Genomic DNA, 21410 nt, shown 5'->3' with positions numbered 1-21410 from the left:
CTGCTTATCGGCAAGCAGTTGAAATACTTAAATCATTAAATGAATTAATTTTATTTTAATGTAAGTTTTTTAAGCTACAAGTTTAAGCTGTATCTAAAACCGTAAAAATAGCATATTGAAAATGGATTATGCGTAAAAAAACACATCATTCTTTGACCTAGTTTAGCATTCCCCCTAAAATTGGCCTCACTTTCTAACAGCTATCGAGGCCACAATGGCAACAAAGAAACCAGAAAACTTAAGCTTTGAAGAAGCGCTGGATGAATTATCTCAAATTGTTGCACAAATGGAGCAAGGTGAATTGTCACTAGAACAATCGCTAAAACAATTTGAACGCGGCATTGCACTGGCGAATGCTTCGTCTGGTAAGTTACAACAAGCCGAACAAAAGGTTGCCATTTTAATGGGTAACGATAGCCAAGCTCCTCTTAGCAATTTTGATTCAAACTTGGACTAATTAAGTGCAATTAAAAGAACAACTACAACGCGCTCGTGAAGACGTTGAGGCACATTTAAATCGCTATTTCGAACTACCACTTAATACCGAAAAAACCATCAAAGAAGCCACCCATTACGGTGTTTTAAATGGTGGTAAGCGCTTACGTCCTTATCTTGTATACGCAACGGGTCGAATGATGGGCGCAGACAAGACCGATCTTGATATTCTTGCTGCCGCTATTGAGTGTATTCATAGCTACTCTTTAGTCCATGATGACTTACCAGCCATGGATGATGATGACTTAAGACGTGGCCGCCCTACTTGTCATATTGTTTATGGCGAAGCGCAAGCCATACTCGCGGGCGATGCATTACAAACGCTGGCATTTGATTTAATTGCCAACCATCAATTTGCCGTTCCTGCGAGCCAGCAAGTAAAAATGATTGCCTCATTAAGCAAAGCCTCAGGTATTGAAGGTATGGTAGGTGGGCAAGCACTGGATATTGAAGCGACCGATAAAGAAATTACCGTTGCGCAGTTAGAGCGCATTCATCAGCTAAAAACAGGCGCCTTGCTTAATTGTGCTATTACACTCGGTGCATTGAGTGCAAAAAGCTGTGATGAACATACTCTCGCACAATTAAACCTATTTGGCCAAGCAATAGGGCTAGCTTTTCAGGTACAAGACGATATCCTTGATGTAGAAGCTGATACTGAAACATTAGGTAAGCCACAAGGCTCAGATATTGCGGCTAATAAAGCAACTTACCCTGCTTTATTAGGTATGGCTGGTGCAAAGCAAAAAGCGCAAGATTTACTAGCTCAAGCTCATCAAGCTCTTGAGGCAATTGATTATGACACCAGCGAACTGGCGAGCCTTGCTAGCTATATCGTTGAACGTAATTATTAATGCCTAAAAAAGAAAGACAAAATAACTAAAAAATCAGAGCAGCAATGGGCTATAATGCACTCTGGTTAGCGAAGGATGTATAAAAAATCATGACACTTGATAGTAGCAAGTATCCATTATTAAGTTTGGTTGACGAACCAGCACAACTGCGTGATTTAGCGCAAGACAAGTTACCTGCGTTTAGTAAAGAGTTACGCGAATACCTACTTAATTCAGTTTCGCAAAGTAGTGGTCATCTAGCATCAGGTTTAGGCACTGTTGAACTAACCGTTGCGCTGCATTATGTTTATAACACTCCTGAAGATCGTTTAGTATGGGATGTGGGTCATCAAGCATACCCGCACAAAATCTTAACGGGTCGTCGTGACCAAATGCATACTATTCGTCAAAAAGACGGTTTGCACCCTTTCCCATTCCGTGAAGAAAGCCCTTACGATACATTTAGTGTTGGCCATTCGAGCACCTCTATTTCAGCTGCCTTGGGTATGGCCATTGCTGCCGAAAAAGAAGGTAAAGATCGTAAAACTGTTGCTGTTATTGGCGATGGTGCGATCACTGCTGGTATGGCATTTGAAGCGATGAACCACATGGGTGATGTTAACCCTAACGTGTTAATTATCTTAAACGATAATGAAATGTCGATTTCAGAAAACGTAGGTGCACTAAACAATCACTTTGCCCGTATCTTGTCTGGTAGCTTCTACACCAATATTCGTGAAGGCAGTAAAAAACTACTTTCTGGTTTACCGCCAGTGAAAGAACTTGCCAGCCGCATGGAAGAACACTTAAAAGGTATGGTCATTCCAGGTACTTTCTTTGAAGAGTTAGGCCTTAATTACATCGGCCCAATTGATGGTCATGACGTTAATATGATGGTAGATACCTTACGTAATATGCGTAACCTTAAAGGCCCGCAATTACTACATATTAAAACGCAAAAAGGTAAAGGTTATAAACCTGCCGAAGCGGATCCAATTGGTTACCACGGCGTACCAAAATTTGATCCTAGCATGTCAAAATTACCAAAATCTAAACCTGGCGCTGCCACATTCTCAAATGTGTTTGGTGACTGGTTATGCGATATGGCAGCTCAAGACGACAAGCTAATGGCAATTACCCCTGCGATGCGTGAAGGCTCAGGCATGGTACGTTTTTCTAAAGAGTACCCAGCGCAATACTTTGATGTAGCAATTGCTGAGCAACATGCTGTAACGCTTGCAGCTGGCCTTGCTTGTGAAGGGTTGAAGCCTGTTGTTGCTATTTATTCAAGCTTTTTACAACGTGCGTACGACCAACTTATCCACGATGTAGCATTACAAAACTTACCTGTTTTATTTGCTATTGACCGTGCTGGTATTGTTGGTGCTGATGGTGAAACTCACCAAGGTGCCTATGACTTAAGCTTTATGCGCTGTATTCCTAATATGATCATCATGGCGCCTAGCGACACTAACGAGTGCCGCCAAATGCTTTACACTGGCTACCAATGCAATCAACCTGTTGCTGTTCGTTACCCACGTGGTAGTGCCGGCACGTGTGAGGTTGAATCGACTATGAGCGCGATTGAAATCGGTAAAGCGCGTAGTATCAAACAAGGTAATAAAGTGGCCATCTTGTCGTTTGGTACGCTGTTAGAGAACGCCAAAGTAGCTGCAGAAGAGCTTAACGCAACAGTCATTGATATGCGCTTTATTAAGCCTCTTGATACTGATGCTATCAGTGAATTACTCGGCAGCCATGATGTCATTGTTACCCTAGAAGACAACGCCATTGCTGGCGGTGCAGGTTCTGCTGTGAATGAATACTTAGCCGCAATCAAAGCCGATGTGACTATCTTAAACTTAGGTATTCCAGATGAGTTCATAAAGCATGGTACGCAAGATGAAATGCACGCCGAAATGGGCCTAGATGCAAGTGGTATCTTAACTAGCATCAAAGAGTTCATGGCTTAAGCCAAACAGCATTCACTATAAAGGAGCCTTAAGGCTCCTTTTTGTTCTCTACCCCACTGGGAATAACTCCTAACTCGTGATCCCAAGGTGCTGCTGCATCTTTAAACTGCAATTTAAGAAATTCAACAAGTAACCTTAAAGACAAGGGTTGGTGATGACGGCTCAAGTAAATTGCATAAATACCGAGGGGTTCTGGCTGGAATTGGGGTAATATCCTAACAAGCTTGCCTGATTTGAGATGCTTTCCTACATAAAATGTAGGCAACATTCCTACTCCAGCCCCACTCAAAACAGCCCGTGTTATTACATTAGTTTCGTTACTTTCAAAGCACCTTTTTACTGGCACTTCTATAATATCTTCACCTTTAATGAAGCGATAGTTTTTGCGCGAGCCAGAAAAATGAGCAACACATCTATGTTCACTTAATTCCTCTAAAGAAGTAGGCGTTCCATATTTTTCAAGGTATTCAGGCGCGGCACACAAAACTGAATTACATAACGTTAAAGGAACAGCAATCATCGTTGGATCGAGTGTATTAGTAACTCTTACTGCTAAATCAATCCTATCCTCTACTAGATTAGATATTGTATGGCCAACAGATAAACTAATTTCTATTTCCGGATGTAGCTTTTGAAACTCAACTAAGGCAGAAACAAGGTATGCGTCCGCAAATGAGCCAGAGGTCGCAACCCTAAGAACACCTTTGGCTTTTTTCGTTTGTTCGATGACTAAATTCTTTGCTTCAGCAACAGCCATAAGCATCTTACGACACGCTGGTAAAGTTGCAGTTCCAGCTTCCGTCAAACTTATCACGCGGGTAGTTCGATGCATTAATCGTGTACCGAACCATTGCTCTAATTCAGATAAGTAGCGACTTACCATTGCTGTTGACATATTTAGTTTAGCTGCAGCCTTTGTAAAGCTACCCTGCTCAGTTATTTCAATAAACACTTTTGCAGCTGTTATTCGATCCATTATCTCAAGTTGCGCAATAGTTAATTAACTAATATGCAGTTTATCAACAGATTAACGCTCTATACAATCGCACAAAATAAGGACACTAAAAACAAACGGAGACTATTATGTCTATAAAAAATAGCTTTACTAAATCAGTATTTCTATTCAGTTTATTATCTACAAGTTTAGCAGCAGTGAGTTCTGTTGCTGAAGCTCCTTCAACCGTTGGTGCTCACTATGTACCACAATCTAGTAGTAAAGTTCTTGCTCCAGGTGAAAAGGTCGCAAATTTATTTAACTTAAATATGACAACACCTTATATCCTTCAGCGCATCACAGAGAATACTTATTGGTATCAATCAGGGTTCTACGGCACGATTTTTTATATCGGTGATAAAGGTGTGCTTTTGTTCGATCCATTAGAGCAAAGAGCAGAGCCAATTTTAAAATCTATTCGATCAATTACCGATAAACCTATAACAGCAATTGTCTATTCTCATGACCATGCTGATCATATTTCAGGAGCAGATGATTTATTAAAGTTACTTAAAAAGTCTCAAAAAGAACAACCTGAAATTACTGCATCAAAAGCAACAAATAAGAAAATGGAATTACTGGGAAGTAACATAAAGAAACCAACAAAAGTACTTAACTGGCCAAACGATACTTTTAAGTTCGAAGACTTAGAAGTTCAACTTCATGGCTTCGAACATGCCGCACATACTGATGATCACTCAGCTTGGCTTTTAGTGAATGAACGTGTACTCCATGCCCCTGATTTACTGAATGCAGATCAACCTCCTTTTTGGAATTTTGCAGGCTCAGAGCGCTTCACATATCTAGAGCAAAACTTAAAAACAGCAGACGCATTAAAATGGGATTTTTTCAATGGTGGACATGGCAATATAGGCTCACATGATGACTTTGCTTTTCATCTAAAATTTATTGCTGATTTGAAAAAAGAGGTTGCTAAAGCTATGGGTGAAGTACCTTTTGGATACGGGGTTGATGTCGCAAAGATAAATGCACACACCATCATGTTACCAACTTGGTACGGTGAAATAGCAAAACGAGCAACGGATGCACTTCGTCCAAAATATGGCAGCTACTATGGCTTTGAGACTGCAGTTCCTGCTAACGCAGAAATGGTAGCAGAATACTTATACAGCTACCGATAAATAGGGTTAAAAGCCATAAAAATATAGCTAAGGATGCGCCCTATCAGAAACACGGTATGGCGCTCCTATCGCATCCAAATTTTAATATCGGCTAAACCATTAGCTTGCAGTGCACTAAGCTGTTGATCAACATTGTGGCTCTGCTCGAACTCAAAGGCATCTAATTGCTCGTCAAAGGTTATGTTTGCTACACCATCACCACCGCGCTTTTTCACTTGGTGCAGGGCAATATCGGCAAGGTTAACTGAGGTTTCCCAACCAATAACTTGACCACCCAATAAAGGTAATGGGTAGAAAGACCAGCCAACCGACGCAGTAATAGTGGTCGATTCTCCATTCGGTAATCTAAATGGGTTTGCTGCAATTGCTTCACATAAATCGGCCACATAATTGTCTATTGCTGTGCGTTTGAAATCACGTAGTAAGAGTAAAAACTCATCGCCACTCCAGCGTGCAACATAGTCAGAACCTTGAGTACGACTATTCAATAAAGTCGCCATTTGCTGTAAGCAGCTATCGCCGGCGAGCGGGCCATATGCATCATTAATGCGACTGAAGTTATCAAAGTTAATTATCAATAGAACGAGCGACTTACCCTGCGCTTGCAATGACTGCGAGTTACGCTGGAAGTGTTCGATATCTTTAGGGAGCTGATCAAACAAGAAGCGTCGGCTACGTAGACCTGTAAGCTCATCTGAGTGACTTACTAGCTTAAGCTGTGAATTTACTTGGTTAAGCTTATCGTTAGCTTCTCGAAGCTCTACGGTACGTTCTGTTACTAAGCTTTCAAGGGCTAATTGCTTACGTTTCTCTTGCGCTCTAAATACCCAAAATACAAGGTAGAACAGTAAAATAAAGCTACTGGTGATCAAGAGTCTAAAATAAATAGTCTCATCAAAACGGCGCGGCACTACAAAGCTGTACTCAGTACGACGTGCTTTTTGCCAATCTTCACCACGGCGTTTTGCTTCAAGTTGGAATAAAAACGAACCCGGCGGTAAGTTGGTATAGATTGCCTCACGACGAGTATTGGCATAACGCCAGTCACTGTCTAAGCCACTTAAACGGTAACGGAACTCAATACTTGAAGGAGCATAATAATCAATCGCGGTGTATTTTAACGTTACATCGCGTTCATCAATTTGCAGCTCTGGTTTATTACCTAAAGTTGCGGTACTTAAGTGACGAAGCGGCGTGATCAAGCTTTCAATGCGAGGCTTAAGAGCTTGAACACCAAAAAGCTCAACGCTCTTTGGTATTTCTACCACACCTTGTAGGCTTGGGTACCAAATAGAGTTACCGGTATCTGCTACAGCGTCATGGCCAAGGCCAGCACAACACTGACTTGCTTTACCATCAAGTTGACGGTCGAACGATGAGATCACTTGTTCTACTTTTAAGCTCTCGATATCAGTACCAAACTGCTCGACTGGCATGCGGTATACACCTTTCATGGTACTAACCCAGATACGTTTTAATTGCTTATCGTAAACAAGACTAAAAATAGAGCCATACGGCAGACCATCTGTCGCATCTAACTGACGCCACTGACCTTTGGTACTGCGATAAAATAAACCATCGTTAAGTGAGCCAATTAATATCCCCACCCCTTCGATATTCAAAATACTGGTAACGTAGGCACTTTCTAAGCTGGTTTGGTCGCCAATTTTTTCAATACCACGGTCGGTAAAGTAATAAGCCCCTTTACTGGTGCCAATTAAACCAAAGTTTTGCTCATCAAGAACATAGGTAATAAATTTACTGCTTAAGAATGCATTGTATGCAAAGGGTGTTAAACCACCGTAGCTTAAGCGGTACATACCACGGCCAGTACCGAGCCAAAAACCGCCTTTGCTAGAACGACTAATTGCGAATACAGGGTTATCGCGCAGTGCTCGCCCCGGCACCGTATACAAGTTTTGGTTTTCGTAATAAAACACACCGCGGCCTGTTGCGATGTACAAACGGTCACCGTCAAACTGTAAGTCGTGCACTGCTGCTCGACCAAACTGGTTACTCGGAATTTGATTTACAAAATTCTTGTTGTAATCGAAGTAACCAACACCGCTGCGGTTAGCCACCCATAATTTGCCATCAGGTGCTTGGCTAATTGCCATCACCGCTTCGGTCATATTTGAGATAGCTGAGTGACGTTCAATACGCCCTTCGTGAGCAAGCCATAAGCCTTCACTGAAGCTTGCCAGCCAAATGTTATTTTGATTGTCACGGAAAATATCGGCAAACCAAATGCTTTGATCGAGCTGGCTTGGCTCAACCCATTGCCAATCTCCTGAGTTATCACGAAATAACAATCGGCCATAGGTCGAGATCCAAAGCGCCCCATCTGAGTCGCTCATAAACTTATAAACGGCAGAATTACTGGCATTTGGCAGTGGGAATGGACGCAGCTCGTCATCTAAGTCAAGAAAGTAAGCACCCAGCTCGGAGGCAAGGTATAAATTCCCTTCTAGCCAAGCCATGTCATGAATAATGGTTTGTGCTAAACGCTCAGGTAATGAAACTTTGGCAGTCAGCTCTAATCGTAACTTTGCAAAGTCAGAAGAGGTATTGGTTAAACGCAATAAGTGACGCTCATTAACCAGCCAAATACCTTCTGGCGACAATGCCATTTGACTCACTGAACCCACAATTTGCGTAATAGCAGTGGCATTAGATACCGGCACGATTAGTGCGGAGTTTTGATTAAGCGTGACTTGATTTCGAGCAACGTAATAAAGGCCATTCGCTGCAATCCAAATACTGCCTTTGGAGTCTTCAAGAATATCGCGAACCGGACCTTTAACATTAAAGGTTTGCGACATCATGGTTTTAGGATCAAGTGTTACCAAGCCATTTTTGGTACCAACCCAAAGTAACCCAGTACTATCAACTAAGAGCTTATTAATACCATTACTTGGTAGGAAATCGCTGTTTTGCGTATTGAAGTTAGTGAAGGTGTTACCATCAAAGCGACTTAAGCCAAACTGAGTGCCCAACCACATATAACCTTGCTCATCTTGAGCAATGCTTTTTAAAGATTGCGATGGCAAGCCATTTTGGATGTTCCACTGTTTGACGACATAGTCAGTAATAGATGCAAACGCAGGCGTGCTGCAAAGCATCAACAAACAGACAACTAGAAATCGCATCATATACTTGCCACCAAGTAACACTTAACTCATCGTTTAAAAAGGCAAATAGCCTGCTTTAAACAAGGCTTGAACACAAATTAATGAAAATATACCTGCTAAAATATCATCAGCCATGATGCCCAAGCCACCGTGTAAACGTCTATCTAGGATTCTGATAGGACCTGGTTTAGCGATATCAAAAAAGCGGAACAATAAAAAACCAACCAACAGTGACTGCCAACTCAGTGCAGCACCAATCATGGTGATATAATAACCAGCAACTTCATCCCAAACAATGGCTGGATGATCATGTACCCCTAAGTCATCTGCTGTTTTACCACACGCCCAAATACCAAATACACTGATCACGACTGCAAACACAATCTGTAACCACAGCGGAAAGTACATAGTAGTAAAAATAAATGGCAAGGCAGCAAAGGTACCAAAGGTGCCAGGTGCTTTAGGGGCAAGGCCTAAGCCAAAACCCAAACCAAAAAATTGGTGTGGGCGTTTTAAATTGAATAATCGGTTACTGCTCAAACCGGCTCCTTCGTAAAGTGCTGAAAGCCCTTACCTTGATAATTAAATTGCTCACCATCAAGTAATAGCTCAATCTCACCTTCGCCACTTTTAATTTGACCTACACAACTTGCTTCAACACCATATTGGCGCAGTTTCATATCAACCATGCTTTTATTGCTTTCTGGCACAGTAAACAGCAACTCGTAGTCGTCACCATAATTTAAAATGTAGTCAAATTGCTCTGCACGTGGAATCGACGAATTTAATGCATCAGAAACAGGCACTTTATCAACATTGATCACCGCACTAACTTGCGATAGCGCTAAAATATGGCCTAAGTCAGCTAATAATCCATCGGAAATATCAATTGCTGCAGAGGCAGCGCCTCGCAGAACCTGACCAGCTGCAACACGTGGAGTCGGATAATCAAAACGATTATTTAAATAGCTTAAGTGTTCAGGGGCGATATCGAGGCCTTGTTTACGGGCTTCAATGGCTACACCAGCATCTCCTAATGGACCTGTTACATAAATCCAATCGCCAACTTTAGCACCGCTACGGCGCAGTGCTTTGCCTTCAGGCACGATGCCTTTAGCGCAAATCGTAATGGTTAAAGGGCCTTGAGTGGTATCACCACCAATGATTTGCACATTGAAGTACTCTGCAATCTCATGCATGCCTTCAGTGAACTCTTCAAGCCACTCTATATTTGCTTCAGGCAACGTAAGGCCTACCGAAATCCACGTAGGTTCAGCGCCCATTGCCGCAAGATCACTTAAGTTAACAGCTAAAGCTCGATGCCCAAGGGCACGCGCAGAGATGTCATCAAAAAAGTGTACGCCCGCAACTAAGGTGTCTGTTGTTACCGCCAATTGACAGTTTTCAGGCACAGTTACTAAGGCACAATCGTCACCAATACCTAGGTTCACATCACGGCGAATAATGCCACGCCCCTTAAAGTAACGATTGATTAGTTCAAATTCCTTCATACACAAAAAAGCCGGCCCAAGCCGGCTCTCCTTTACGGGGTTACTTACTTACGCAGTTCTTTCACTGCTTTATCAAGTACACCGTTGACAAACTTATGGCTGTCTTCAGCACCAAACATCTTAGCAAGCTCAATGCCTTCATTGATTGCCACTTTGTAAGGTACGTCTTCACGGAATTTCAGCTCATAGCCAGACAGACGTAAAATTGCTTTTTCGACCATGTCTAACTCATCAGCTGGGCGTGCTAAATGTGGTGCAACGATTTCATCTAATTGCTTACAGTTAACAACAACACCGCGTGCTAGGTCTTTGAAATATTCGACGTCGATCTTAGTCACATCATTTTCAATTAACATTTGCTGTTCAATATCAGCAATTGGGTTACCGCTTAACTGCCAAGAGTATACGGCTTGAAGTGCTAAGATACGTGCTTTACGTCTTGCTGCTGGTTTCACAGAGATTCCTTAAACTTAAATTTTGTCTAACACATTAACCATTTCAAGCGCACCTAAAGCAGCTTCGCCGCCTTTGTTACCCATTTTGGTACCTGCGCGCTCAATTGCTTGCTCAATGCTTTCAGTGGTTAATACGCCAAATGCAACCGGGATATCATACTCAAGAGATACTTGCGCAAGACCTTTGTTTGATTCGCCAGCGACTAAATCAAAGTGTGGTGTACCACCTCTGATCACTACGCCTAAAGCGATGATTGCATCGTGTTCTTTCTTTGCTGCAACGCGTTTCGCTGCTAAAGGTAATTCAACGGCACCTGGTACGTAAACAACTGTAATGTCGTCTTCAGATACGCCACCTGTGCGCTTAAGCTCATCAACAGCACCTGCTAATAGGCTGCTACCAATAAAGTCATTAAAGCGAGAAATGACAATGGCAAATTTTTTGCCCGGTGCGTATTTGTTACCTTCAATAATTTTCATTTAATAACCCTAAAAAATAAGTTTAAGCGGTTGCGATTGCGCAAAAATTACGGCGCATAATACCACAAAAATATAAAAGTAGCCTAGTAAATCTGTTTTCCCTAACTAAGACTGTGGCTCAACATAGTCAACCACTTCTAAGTGGAAACCAGATAACGCATGGTACTTCTTAGGACGGCTCATTAAGCGCATCTTTTCAATACCTAAATCAGCCAAAATTTGCGAGCCCACACCCACAGTACGCGATGTACCTTGGAATTTACGATGACTCACATTTTCGCCAGCATCTTCAGCGGCAAAGGCTTTAACGGTTGCTTCTAGGTCTTCTGTTGACTCTTGTTTACCCAAGATAACAAGCACACCGTTGTGCTCAGCGATATAAGCCATAGCATCTGATAAGCCCCAGCTACGATCAGCACTTCTATCTGATAATAGAATGTCGTTAAAGGTACTTTGTAAGTGAACACGTACTAACGTTGGTTCGTCTTTCGATACTTCACCTTTTTGTAAAACATAGTGAAGCTGACCATCAATGGTGTCTTTGTAGGTCACTAAATCAAACTCACCGTGATCTGTTGGCAGTTTACATTTAGCAACGCGCTCAATGGTGGTTTCGTTTAGGTTTCGGTATTCGATTAAATCTGCAATGGTGCCAATCTTTAAGTCATGCTCTTTTGCAAATACTTCAAGATCAGGGCGACGCGCCATGGTGCCATCTGGGTTTAAGATTTCAACAATCACAGATGACGCCTCAAGACCCGCTAAACGCGCTAAATCACAACCCGCTTCAGTATGACCTGCACGTGTTAACACGCCACCAGGCTGCGCCATAATTGGGAAAATATGCCCTGGCTGTACGATATCGCTCGGCACGGCACCTTTAGCGATTGCAGCTTGAACGGTACGTGCGCGGTCGGCCGCTGAAATACCTGTAGTTACACCTTTCGCCGCTTCAATTGACATTGTGAAGTTAGTTGAAAAAGCAGCACCGTTATTTTTCACCATAAGTGGTAATTCTAACTGCTGACAACGCTCTTGTGTCATTGTTAAACAAATTAAACCACGGCCATGTGTTGCCATAAAATTGATAGCATCAGCACTAATGTGCTCTGCTGCGATAATTAAATCGCCTTCATTTTCTCGGTCTTCATCGTCCATTAAAATAACCATTTTACCGGCTTTAATGTCATCGATAATTTCTTGCGCGCTGTGTAAATTCATAATGTGCCCATGAGAGTATGATTAATAGTGACGTATCTTTGCTTATTTAATAAAGCCAGCTTGTGCTAGCAAGCTCATTGATATGTCTGAACGGGAAGGTTGTTCAGCGCCTTTAATTAGGCGCTCTAAATAGCGAGCAATCTGGTCAACTTCTAAATTCACCTGAGTCCCCACCTGAAATTCTGCAATCGTTGTTTGCTCTGCAGTATGCGGAACAATTGTCAGCTTAAAGCGATTTTGCTCAACCTCGTTGACGGTTAAGCTAATGCCATCAATACACACCGAACCTTTGTACGGAATGTACTTCATTAAATCATTGTCTGTGCTTAACCAGTACTCGGTTGCACGAGCATTGGGACTAATACTTTCGACAGTCGCAATACCATCAACATGGCCTGACACTAAGTGCCCACCTAAGCGAGAAACCGGTTGCATGGCTTTTTCGAGGTTAACTGTTTGACCTTTTTTATAATGTGCAAACCCAGTTAAGCTGATTGTTTCGTTTGATAAGTCAGCACTAAAACCATCGCTATGTTTAGCGACAACCGTTAAACACACACCATTGGTGGCAATACTGTCACCGAGCTTGACGTCTTTCATATCCAAATTAGGGCTTTGAATACGAATAGCTAGATCACCTTGCTTTTGTGTTAGTTCAACAATTTTACCTGTTGCTTCAATAATTCCAGTAAACATAGTGCTACTCTTTATTTTCAATGTCTGTGGCTTGCTTTGCTTTTATCGCTGTTAAGCGAATATCGTCGCCAATCATCACTGTATCAGTAAAGGTCAGTTCAGTGATATCACTCATCATGGTGACTTCTGCAAAGTTTAGTAAGCTTTTGCCCATATCACCTATTAACTTAGGGGCAATATAAACAATGTATTCGTCAATTAAATCTTGCTCTGCGAACACCCCAGCAAGGGTTGCACCCGCTTCGAGCCAAATATGATTAAATTGTAGTTCAGCAAGACGCTTTAAAACCGCCGATAAATCAACTTTATTGTTATTTGCTGGCACCACTTCGTGTTTAACAAAGTGAGGCCACTTGGTGTGATTATCAAGCGAAGTGGTAAAAATTATCACCGGGCTCTCGATGCTGAATAACGCAAGCTCAGGCGTTAACCTGTTTTGTGAGTCAATAATGATTCGGGTTGGTTGGCGCAAAGGCAACGAGGTTGGCATGGTAAATGGCAACTCATCAACACGGACATTAAGTTTGGCATTATCAGTAATAACGGTGTCTGCACCGGTAAGGATAGCACAGCTTTGCGCACGAAATGCTTGCACATCTTGGCGCGCTTTAGGGCCTGTTATCCATTTACTTTGGCCGTTATTTAGCGCGGTTTTACCATCTAAACTACATGCCATTTTACAAGTCACATATGGCAATCCAGATTCCATACGCTTTAAAAAACCTTTATTTAAATCGCGCGCTTGTTGCTCAAGTAAACCAGATGCAACGCTAATACCGGCGTCAGCTAAAATTTGTAGGCCGCGACCACTCACCGCAGGGTTTGGGTCAACCATAGCGGCAATCACCTTGCTAACACCCGCGGCTTTTAAACCTTCGGCACAAGGTGGAGTACGTCCATAATGACTACAAGGCTCTAAAGTCACATATGCAGTGGCGCCTTTCGCGTTGTCGCCAGCTACAGCCAAGGCATTCACTTCAGCATGGCCCTGCCCTGCTAATTGATGAAACCCTTCACCGACTATTTCGCCATCTTTAACCAAAACACAGCCAACATTCGGGTTTGGCGTCGTAGTAAAACGACCTAGTTTAGCAAGCTCAATGGCACGCGCCATGTAAGCAGTATCAAGCTCTGTAAACGACATGATTAATCACCTAAACGAGCGATTTCTTCACCAAACTCGCGAATATCTTCAAATGAACGATAAACCGATGCAAAGCGAACATAGGCTACTTTGTCGAGTTTCTTTAGTGACTCCATGATGCATTCGCCAATTAAATGGCTAGAGATTTCACGCTCACCCGTAGCACGAAGTTGAGATTTAATGATGTTAACGACTTCGTCGACCTGCTCAGTGCTCACTGGGCGTTTCTCTAAAGCGCGATGCAAGCCATTCAGTAACTTGTCTTCATTGAATGGTTCACGGCTACCGTCTTGCTTGATGACTCTTGGCATCACAAGTTCAGCGCCTTCAAAGGTGGTAAAGCGCTCATGGCATTCGTTACATTCACGTCGACGTCTCACTTGGTGACCACCGCCAACTAGTCGAGAATCAATTACTTTAGTATCTTTTGCGGTGCAAAAAGGGCAATGCATAGGGTTCAACTTCCGTTTATAAAAAACAAAAAAAGGCCGCTTAGTAAGCGGCCTTTATAATAGCAAAAAACAACGCTATTGTTATCTTAATTACGGTTTAACCAGTAATTAAGCGTAAACTGGTAATTTTTTACAGATAGCTTTAACTTTCTCTTTTACTTCTGCTTGTACAGACTCATCGTTGATGTTGTCTAGTACGTCACAGATCCAGCCAGCAAGCTCTTTTGACTCAGCTTCTTTGAAACCACGGCGAGTAATAGCCGGAGAACCAATACGCAGACCAGACGTTACGAACGGTGAACGTGGGTCGTTTGGTACTGAGTTTTTGTTAACAGTGATGTTTGCGTTACCTAGTGCCGCGTCAGCATCTTTACCTGTGATATCTTTGTCGATTAGGTCAAGAAGGAATAAGTGGTTGTCTGTTTTACCAGAAACAACTTTGTAGCCACGCTCTTGCAGTACTTCAACCATCGCTTGTGCGTTCTTAACAACTTGTGCTTGGTACGCTTTAAATTCTGGCTGTAATGCTTCTTTGAAAGCAACTGCTTTAGCAGCGATGATGTGGCATAAAGGACCACCTTGACCGCCAGGGAAAACAGCGCTGTTTAGCTTTTTGTAGATCTCTTCATCACCACATGCAGAAACGATTAGACCGCCACGAGGACCTGCTAATGTTTTGTGAGTTGTTGTTGTAACAACGTGTGCGTGAGGGATTGGGCTTGGGTATACACCTGCTGCGATAAGGCCAGCAACGTGAGCCATATCTACGAATAAGTATGCACCTACTTTATCAGCGATTTCACGGAATTTAGCCCAGTCAACAACGCCTGAGTATGCAGAGAAACCAGCGATGATCATTTTTGGCTTGTGCTCTAATGCAAGTGCTTCAACTTGAGCGTAATCAATTTCGCCAGTTTCGTCGTTTAGGCCGTATTGAATTGCATTGTACGTTTTACCAGAAAAGTTAACGTGTGAGCCGTGAGTTAAGTGACCACCATGAGCTAAGCTCATACCTAGTACTGTATCGTGCGGCTGAAGAAGAGCTTGGAAAACAGCTGCGTTTGCTTGTGAACCCGCATGTGGTTGAACGTTAGCGTAATCTGTGCCGAATAATTCGTTTGCACGGTCAATTGCTAATTGCTCAACAACGTCAACATGCTCACAACCGCCATAGTAACGTTTGCCTGGGTAACCTTCAGCATATTTGTTGGTAAGCTGAGAACCCTGCGCTTCAAGTACGCGTGGGCTACAGTAGTTTTCAGACGCGATCAGTTCGATGTGCTCTTCTTGACGAGCCGTCTCTTTATTGATGGCTGCAAATAACTCTGGATCGAAATCCGAAATATTCATGCTACGTTCTAACATGGGGTCTCCTAAGGCAACGTGTATGGTGTTTTTTAAAGGCTGTATTGTACGCTTAAAACGCACTTTTGCCTATCTTGTAAAGATGAACATATTTAAACAGGGATTGAATTTATTTCACAGTGTTTTAATAATGATATTTTTTTATTGATACATAACAAAAATTTATAAATTTAAAATATTTCATAGATATTTAAAATGTTACTTAAACAAAAAATCGCACTGTTAAATTGCGTTTTTATTAGGGCAAACTAAGCTTATATAACTAGTCAATATCAAGGATGGTATAAGTACATGTTAGCTAAACCAATATACGAATTAATCCCCTACGGATACTTTTTTCTCGGCATCAGTTGTATCACATTAGCCAATAATTATGTGCCTACATTAATCGGTGTAATCTTATTTTTATTAGGTGCTAACATTTGGCGGATGCGTTCTGAAGCCAGAAGAACCGATCATTCAAGCCAGCGAGTCAAGCAAAGAAAACGTCGCTATTACTATGAATTTAAACCTTTTATCATTTTTATTTCGGCATTCACCTTGATGCAATGGACGCAAAATGAACTCGTTTCGGTGATCAGTATTTTGCTGTGTATCTCGGCAGGGGTCATTCTAAGCATGCGGATTTTAAACCGTCATAGCCATTCGTTACTTCATTGAGGGCTTTATTAAAAGACTGCATAAAAAAGAGCGGCTTAGCCGCTCTATAATCAAGGTTATGCTAATTTATTTAACAGCTCAGTTCGAAGCAATTGATAATCAAACTTAATATCTTCAGCCAAGCACTCATTTGCTAGCGCATCAGCGAGCGGTTTTGGCATAGGCAGTTCGATGTCTAAAATTTCTTCTACACTGTCTTTAAATTTAGCAGGGTGTGCAGTCGCTAAAAAGATACCTGCACTGCCATCTGCTAGATTTTCTTTCAAGCCTTGATAAGCAATTGCAGTATGAGGCTCTGCGATGTAACCCGTTTGATGAATTTTTTTCATCACCTCTTTTGTTTCTTCTTCACCAACACAGCTTGAATAAAAGTCATCATAGCTAAACCATTTGTTATCCAACATAAACTGAACACGTGGCCAGTTATTCGGTTTACTCACATCCATAGCGTTCGATAACGATTCAAGCGTGTCATTCGGTGCCCACTCTTTGCTTTGTAAGAAACGTGGCACAGTGTCGTTTTGGTTAGTTGTAGCACTTAGTTTCGCTACTGGCATACCAAGCACAGCACCGATCATCGCAGCGCACACATTACCAAAGTTACCACTTGGTACTGAGATATGCGCTTTACTACGCTGCTCTTTAGGTAATTGAGCAATGGCTTCAAAGTAATAGCAAACCTGTGCAACTAAACGACTGATGTTGATTGAATTAGCAGAATTTAGACCTAGCTTTTGTTTAACTTCATCGTCTAAGAAAGCTTGCTTTACCATGCTTTGGCAATCATCAAAGCTACCATCAACAGCATAGCAATGAATGTTATTGCCTAACGTTGTAAATAGCTTTTGCTGCGCTAGTGAAATTTTACCTTTCGGGTATAAAATCACGACATCGATATTTGGCTTATTATAAAATGCATGAGCAACTGCAGCCCCTGTGTCACCTGATGTTGCTGTTAAAATAGTGACTTTTTCGCCTTGGTTAAATTGTGCAAGACACTCAGCCATAAAACGGCCGCCAAAGTCTTTAAACGCAAGCGTTGGGCCATGAAATAGCTCTAAGCAATAAATATCTTTTTCTACTTCAACCAATTTCACATCAAAGTTAAATGCATTTTGTACCATCTGTGCAACGGTATCGGCAGGTAGTTCATCGCCAATTAGGTGCGATAAAATCTTACTGCTTCGGCTAACAAAGTCTAAATCAAGTAACGCATCAATGTCTTGAATTGGCGTTAGGCTTTCAGGGAAGAACACCCCTTGGTTACGCCCTAACCCCGTTTTTACCGCTTCTACAAACGACACCTGTTGTGTTTCATCTTTTAAATTATGTAATTGCATGTTTATTCCTTAAAATCTTTAAAGCTGTCGTGTGCCAAGCTGATCAAGTTTACAGATATGGCTGAAACCTTGTTCATTTACGTAATTATCATTCAGCCAAGCTGCACACTTTTGAGCAGCTTCGAGACTCTTACACACGGTAAATAATGTTGGGCCAGCACCAGAAATACTGACAATCTCTGCGCCAAGCTCTGGCAAGGCACTTTTAGCTTCAGCAAAACCTTGGATTAATGGTGCGCGATGTGGCTCAGCGATTTCATCTGTCATAATTGATAACGCAGCATCAAAACGACCTGTTAGCAATAAGCTGCTAAATGCAGACAGTCGCTGTGCAAACTCAACACTGTCGTGCATTGATAATTGCGTTGGCAATACCGAACGCGCTTTTGCGGTATTCAGTGAAAAACCTGGAAAAGCCGCTACGTAATACCATTGATTATCAACGGGTAACGAAATTGACTTGTTCGGAATGAGTTCACCAGTTAATTGCAAGCCACCTAAATAACAGGGTGTGATGTTATCGTAATGACGGCCGCCACTAACAATAGCTTCAAAATCAGCCATCAACTCGATAAGTTGTTCTTGAGATAAATTTGTTTCTGCAAATTTATCAAGGGCAGCAAACGCAGCCACTACAGAACAAGCACTTGAACCTAAACCTGAGCCAATTGGTAGGTTCTTTTTAAGCTCAAGTTTTACCGCTGGCATTGTCGGTGCAACGTGTTCTTTAAAATGAATTAAACATTGATAAGCCAAGTTTTCTTCAGCATTAGCTGGAAGTTTATGGGCATAGTCGCCAGAGCAGACAAAAGTATCTTGCTCAGCGGCACTCACCTCTACAACATCACCTAATAAGGTGCCATCAATAGGTGCCAGTGCGGCACCTAGTGCATCAAAGCCGACAGCAAAATTCCCGATTGAAGCGGGTGCATATACACGGATCATCACCAGCTCCTAACGTGTTAACGTTTTTAAGATATCAGCAAATACGCCTGCAGCCGTTACTTCAGCACCTGCGCCATAACCACGAATCACAAACGGACGTGGTTGATAATATTGACTTAAGATTGCCAATGCATTTTCACCGTCACGGATATCGTAAAGAGCATGGCTACTATCTACGGCTTCAATGCCTACTTTACATTGACCGTTTTCAATAGTGCCCACATATCGAAGTACTTTACCTTCACTTGCAGCACTTTGAATGCGGTCGTTAAACTGCGCATCAAGAGATGGTAGTTTTGCCATGAAATCTGCTACAGAATCATCTTCTGCAAACCCTTTTGGTAAAACTGATTCAACTTCGATATCGCTAAGTTCTAACTCAAGACCCGATTCACGAGCAATGATCAGTAGTTTTCGGGCAACATCAGTGCCTGATAAATCATCACGCGGATCTGGCTCTGTAAACCCACTTTCTTTTGCTTTTAATGTTGCTTCGCTAAGTGATAAACCATCTTGTAGTGCACCAAACATATACGATAATGAACCTGATAAGATACCGCTGAACTTAATAAGCTCATCACCGGCACCAAATAGTGATTTCAGATTATCAAGTACTGGTAAACCTGCACCTACGTTTGTTTCGTATAAAAACTTACGGTTATTCTTTTGTGTTGCTGCTACTAAATCTTGGTAGTAAGCATACGAGCTAGTATTGGCTTTTTTGTTTGCCGCAACCACATGGAAACCGGCATTCAAGAAATCAACATATTGCGCAGCAAGCTTATCGGCTGAGCTACAATCTACAATCACAGGGTTAATTAAATGGTTTTGTTTAACAAATTGCTCAACCAGATTTAAATCAAATGCCTGCTCTGACTCGGCTAGTTTGTCTTGCCAGCCATCAAAAGCAATACCTTCGCTATCTAGATAAAGCTGTCTTGAGTTAGCAACACCGTACAAGTTCAGCTTGATGTTACGTTTTTCAAGCCATGCTTGTTGACGCTCTAACTGCTGAATAAGCTCTTGGCCCACTAAGCCACAGCCAAGCAAAAACACATCGATTGAAGGAATGTGAGTAAAGAAGTTCTCATGGCACACTTTTACTGCGTCGTTGCACAGTTCACCGTCGATAACCGCTGAAATGGCGCTTTCAGTCGAATCTTGTGCAATAGCAACAATGTTAACCTGCGCTTGAGCTAATGAAGCAAAGAACTTAGCCGCTAAACCTTTGTGCGCACGCATGTTATCGCCAACTAGAGTAACAATCGCAAGGTTACGCTGTACTTGTACTGGTTCGATTAAACCGGCTTGTGATTCTAATTCGAAAGCAGTTTGTAATGCTTCTAAAGCAAGAGATAGGTCACTCTCATGCACACAGAAACTGATGCTAAATTCACACGAAGATTGAGTGATTAGTACAATTGAAACATTGTCGTGCGCCAGTGCATTAAATACTTTTGACGCCATGCCAACTTTACCTTTCATGCCTGGGCCAGACACCGTTAACATAGCGAGGTTTTGTAAACTTGATAACGCTTTAACTGGATCGTTCGACACACTGTCGTTACTGATCACAGAACCTTCTGCACGTGGGTTATGAGTATTTTTGATCTCGCACGGCACGCCTGCTTTAGCACAAGGTAAAATCGTTTTCGGGTGCAATACTTTCGCACCAAAGTAAGAAAGCTCCATTGCTTCTTTATAAGATAACGAATCAACCTTAGATGCTTTTTTGATATAACGCGGGTCAGCATTGTAAACACCGTCAACATCAGTCCAGATCTGGCATACATCAGCTTCTAGGCATGCTGCTGCAATGGCTGCTGAGTAATCTGAACCATTACGACCAAGTGTTGTTAGCTCACCTTGCTCATTGGCAGCAGTGAAACCCGGCATGATATAAATTGTGCTCGGTGCCGCTTTTAATGCTGCTTGAAAACGTAACTTACTTGCGGCCAAGTCAGCTTCAGCATCAATGTAGCCACCCACTGAAGCTATACAATCTGTCGCTTCTAAATAACGAGCATTACTGTCTTTAAGCATACACTCCATCAAGGCAACACTTACGCGCTCACCAAAACTGATTGCATAAGCACGTATTTGGTCTGGGCAACACTTCAAAAGTGCAACACCATCTAGTTTATTCTTAAGCTCGCTCAATTCAGGCCAACTTGCTACCTGACCAAAGTCAGCTTCAACAGCAGCTTTTAATTGTTCACAGCGCGCAACCAATGCTTGCCATAACTCACTAAAATTTTGCCCCTGCTCTGCAGCGCTTGCTAATGCTACTAATGAATCTGTCATGCCACCTGGTGCTGACAGCACTAACAGCATTTCATCGCGTAATTCTTCTTTGACTAACTGAGCTACCTGTTGCAAACATGCGTAGTCGGCCAAGGACGACCCACCAAATTTTAATACTCGCATTATTTATGTTTCCTCATTCCATAAACGAAAAAGGCCTGTGTTCTAGTGAACACAGGCCTATAATTTTGTTGCACCGACCTATGCCACTATCCCGTAAGGATGATGGTTGTAATAATAATGGTCGTTGCGTGATTAAATGTTTTCAT

At 42.2% G+C, this 21410-nt stretch carries 19 protein-coding genes; 5 read left to right on the top strand and 14 right to left on the bottom strand.

The genetic code is table 11. The annotated features are described in order from the left end of the window. Window positions 1–214 precede the first annotated feature (214 nt). The 3 genes from xseB (at window position 215) to dxs (ending at window position 3301) form a co-directional block, all read left to right on the top strand. Window positions 215–457 carry an exodeoxyribonuclease VII small subunit gene (gene xseB, locus WA256_RS17880; protein WP_054552565.1) on the top strand — a complete coding sequence of 81 codons (243 nt, stop codon included), beginning with the start codon at window positions 215–217 and terminating at the stop codon, window positions 455–457. Between the two features lie 4 nt (window positions 458–461). After that, the gene (gene ispA / locus WA256_RS17875) at window positions 462–1349 is read left to right on the top strand and encodes a (2E,6E)-farnesyl diphosphate synthase (protein ID WP_055021990.1); all 888 of its coding nucleotides are present in this window, start codon (window positions 462–464) and stop codon (window positions 1347–1349) included. Between the two features lie 89 nt (window positions 1350–1438). Continuing rightward, complete coding sequence (gene dxs / locus WA256_RS17870) at window positions 1439–3301, top strand: 1-deoxy-D-xylulose-5-phosphate synthase (protein ID WP_062566076.1); 1863 nt, start codon at window positions 1439–1441, stop codon at window positions 3299–3301. Window positions 3302–3329: 28 nt separating this feature from the next. On the opposite strand, the gene WA256_RS17865 is transcribed toward dxs, so the two are convergent. Then, entirely contained in the window at window positions 3330–4277 is a 948-nt protein-coding gene (locus WA256_RS17865; protein ID WP_130166847.1) for a LysR family transcriptional regulator, read from the bottom strand. 107 nt (window positions 4278–4384) lie between these two features. On the opposite strand from WA256_RS17865, the gene WA256_RS17860 reads away from it, so the two are divergent. After that, on the top strand, window positions 4385–5437 hold the full coding sequence (locus WA256_RS17860; protein ID WP_335992769.1) for an MBL fold metallo-hydrolase: 1053 nt from the start codon (window positions 4385–4387) through the stop codon (window positions 5435–5437). 65 nt (window positions 5438–5502) lie between these two features. On the opposite strand, the gene WA256_RS17855 is transcribed toward WA256_RS17860, so the two are convergent. From WA256_RS17855 to glyA, 10 genes are all read right to left on the bottom strand, one after another. Continuing rightward, window positions 5503–8589: a ligand-binding sensor domain-containing diguanylate cyclase gene (locus WA256_RS17855; RefSeq protein ID WP_063529835.1), complete on the bottom strand. Its 3087-nt coding sequence runs from the start codon at window positions 8587–8589 to the stop codon at window positions 5503–5505. Between the two features lie 33 nt (window positions 8590–8622). After that, window positions 8623–9108, bottom strand: coding sequence for a phosphatidylglycerophosphatase A family protein (locus tag WA256_RS17850; RefSeq protein ID WP_062566077.1), 486 nt, complete (start codon window positions 9106–9108; stop codon window positions 8623–8625). Continuing rightward, on the bottom strand, window positions 9105–10079 hold the full coding sequence (gene thiL, locus WA256_RS17845) for a thiamine-phosphate kinase (protein ID WP_054562660.1): 975 nt from the start codon (window positions 10077–10079) through the stop codon (window positions 9105–9107). The genes WA256_RS17850 and thiL overlap by 4 nt, the downstream gene beginning before the upstream one ends. Before the next feature lie 44 nt (window positions 10080–10123). Beyond that, window positions 10124–10534, bottom strand: a complete 411-nt coding sequence (gene nusB, locus WA256_RS17840) for a transcription antitermination factor NusB (RefSeq protein ID WP_054552571.1) — start codon at window positions 10532–10534, stop codon at window positions 10124–10126. Window positions 10535–10549: 15 nt separating this feature from the next. Then, a complete protein-coding gene (ribH, locus tag WA256_RS17835; protein ID WP_054562661.1) occupies window positions 10550–11014 on the bottom strand; it encodes a 6,7-dimethyl-8-ribityllumazine synthase in 465 nt (154 codons plus the stop codon). A 105-nt stretch (window positions 11015–11119) separates the two neighbouring features. Continuing rightward, window positions 11120–12235, bottom strand: a complete 1116-nt coding sequence (gene ribBA / locus WA256_RS17830; RefSeq protein WP_062566079.1) for a bifunctional 3,4-dihydroxy-2-butanone-4-phosphate synthase/GTP cyclohydrolase II — start codon at window positions 12233–12235, stop codon at window positions 11120–11122. A 42-nt stretch (window positions 12236–12277) separates the two neighbouring features. Beyond that, window positions 12278–12931, bottom strand: coding sequence for a riboflavin synthase (locus tag WA256_RS17825; RefSeq protein ID WP_054562663.1), 654 nt, complete (start codon window positions 12929–12931; stop codon window positions 12278–12280). 4 nt (window positions 12932–12935) lie between these two features. Continuing rightward, on the bottom strand, window positions 12936–14075 hold the full coding sequence (gene ribD, locus WA256_RS17820; protein WP_269407672.1) for a bifunctional diaminohydroxyphosphoribosylaminopyrimidine deaminase/5-amino-6-(5-phosphoribosylamino)uracil reductase RibD: 1140 nt from the start codon (window positions 14073–14075) through the stop codon (window positions 12936–12938). A gap of 2 nt (window positions 14076–14077) precedes the next feature. Then, complete coding sequence (gene nrdR, locus WA256_RS17815) at window positions 14078–14527, bottom strand: transcriptional regulator NrdR (RefSeq protein ID WP_054552576.1); 450 nt, start codon at window positions 14525–14527, stop codon at window positions 14078–14080. Between the two features lie 108 nt (window positions 14528–14635). Then, window positions 14636–15892, bottom strand: coding sequence for a serine hydroxymethyltransferase (gene glyA / locus WA256_RS17810; RefSeq protein ID WP_054562665.1), 1257 nt, complete (start codon window positions 15890–15892; stop codon window positions 14636–14638). Window positions 15893–16183: 291 nt separating this feature from the next. On the opposite strand from glyA, the gene WA256_RS17805 reads away from it, so the two are divergent. Continuing rightward, a complete protein-coding gene (locus WA256_RS17805; protein WP_269407671.1) occupies window positions 16184–16552 on the top strand; it encodes a hypothetical protein in 369 nt (122 codons plus the stop codon). Between the two features lie 56 nt (window positions 16553–16608). Here the strand turns inward: WA256_RS17805 and thrC are convergent, their stop codons facing one another. The 3 genes from thrC to thrA are packed head-to-tail and all read right to left on the bottom strand — an operon-like array spanning window position 16609 to window position 21264. Beyond that, window positions 16609–17892 (bottom strand): threonine synthase, encoded by a 1284-nt coding sequence (gene thrC / locus WA256_RS17800; protein ID WP_062566081.1) that lies wholly within the window; start codon window positions 17890–17892, stop codon window positions 16609–16611. Between the two features lie 18 nt (window positions 17893–17910). Next, window positions 17911–18837, bottom strand: coding sequence for a homoserine kinase (thrB, locus tag WA256_RS17795; RefSeq protein WP_062566082.1), 927 nt, complete (start codon window positions 18835–18837; stop codon window positions 17911–17913). Between the two features lie 9 nt (window positions 18838–18846). After that, on the bottom strand, window positions 18847–21264 hold the full coding sequence (gene thrA, locus WA256_RS17790) for a bifunctional aspartate kinase/homoserine dehydrogenase I (RefSeq protein ID WP_335992768.1): 2418 nt from the start codon (window positions 21262–21264) through the stop codon (window positions 18847–18849). Window positions 21265–21410: the final 146 nt, after the last annotated feature.

Origin of the sequence: Pseudoalteromonas sp. CH_XMU1449-3 (assembly GCF_037027245.1) — a bacterium.
GTDB lineage: Bacteria > Pseudomonadota > Gammaproteobacteria > Enterobacterales > Alteromonadaceae > Pseudoalteromonas > Pseudoalteromonas shioyasakiensis.
The sequence above is the reverse complement of the archived record's forward strand: the minus strand, read 5'-3'. Positions and strand labels throughout refer to the sequence as shown.

Excerpts from the sequence above, each read along its gene's own strand:
- xseB (WP_054552565.1), top strand. The coding sequence starts at position 215 with ATGGCAACAAAGAAACCAGAAAACTTAAGCTTTGAAGAAGCGCTGGAT.
- dxs (WP_062566076.1), top strand. The coding sequence starts at position 1,439 with ATGACACTTGATAGTAGCAAGTATCCATTATTAAGTTTGGTTGACGAA.
- WA256_RS17865 (WP_130166847.1), bottom strand. The coding sequence starts at position 4,277 with ATGGATCGAATAACAGCTGCAAAAGTGTTTATTGAAATAACTGAGCAG.
- WA256_RS17860 (WP_335992769.1), top strand. The coding sequence starts at position 4,385 with ATGTCTATAAAAAATAGCTTTACTAAATCAGTATTTCTATTCAGTTTA.
- WA256_RS17855 (WP_063529835.1), bottom strand. The coding sequence starts at position 8,589 with ATGATGCGATTTCTAGTTGTCTGTTTGTTGATGCTTTGCAGCACGCCT.
- thiL (WP_054562660.1), bottom strand. The coding sequence starts at position 10,079 with ATGAAGGAATTTGAACTAATCAATCGTTACTTTAAGGGGCGTGGCATT.
- ribH (WP_054562661.1), bottom strand. The coding sequence starts at position 11,014 with ATGAAAATTATTGAAGGTAACAAATACGCACCGGGCAAAAAATTTGCC.
- ribBA (WP_062566079.1), bottom strand. The coding sequence starts at position 12,235 with ATGAATTTACACAGCGCGCAAGAAATTATCGATGACATTAAAGCCGGT.
- WA256_RS17825 (WP_054562663.1), bottom strand. The coding sequence starts at position 12,931 with ATGTTTACTGGAATTATTGAAGCAACAGGTAAAATTGTTGAACTAACA.
- ribD (WP_269407672.1), bottom strand. The coding sequence starts at position 14,075 with ATGTCGTTTACAGAGCTTGATACTGCTTACATGGCGCGTGCCATTGAG.
- nrdR (WP_054552576.1), bottom strand. The coding sequence starts at position 14,527 with ATGCATTGCCCTTTTTGCACCGCAAAAGATACTAAAGTAATTGATTCT.
- glyA (WP_054562665.1), bottom strand. The coding sequence starts at position 15,892 with ATGTTAGAACGTAGCATGAATATTTCGGATTTCGATCCAGAGTTATTT.
- WA256_RS17805 (WP_269407671.1), top strand. The coding sequence starts at position 16,184 with ATGTTAGCTAAACCAATATACGAATTAATCCCCTACGGATACTTTTTT.
- thrC (WP_062566081.1), bottom strand. The coding sequence starts at position 17,892 with ATGCAATTACATAATTTAAAAGATGAAACACAACAGGTGTCGTTTGTA.
- thrB (WP_062566082.1), bottom strand. The coding sequence starts at position 18,837 with ATGATCCGTGTATATGCACCCGCTTCAATCGGGAATTTTGCTGTCGGC.
- thrA (WP_335992768.1), bottom strand. The coding sequence starts at position 21,264 with ATGCGAGTATTAAAATTTGGTGGGTCGTCCTTGGCCGACTACGCATGT.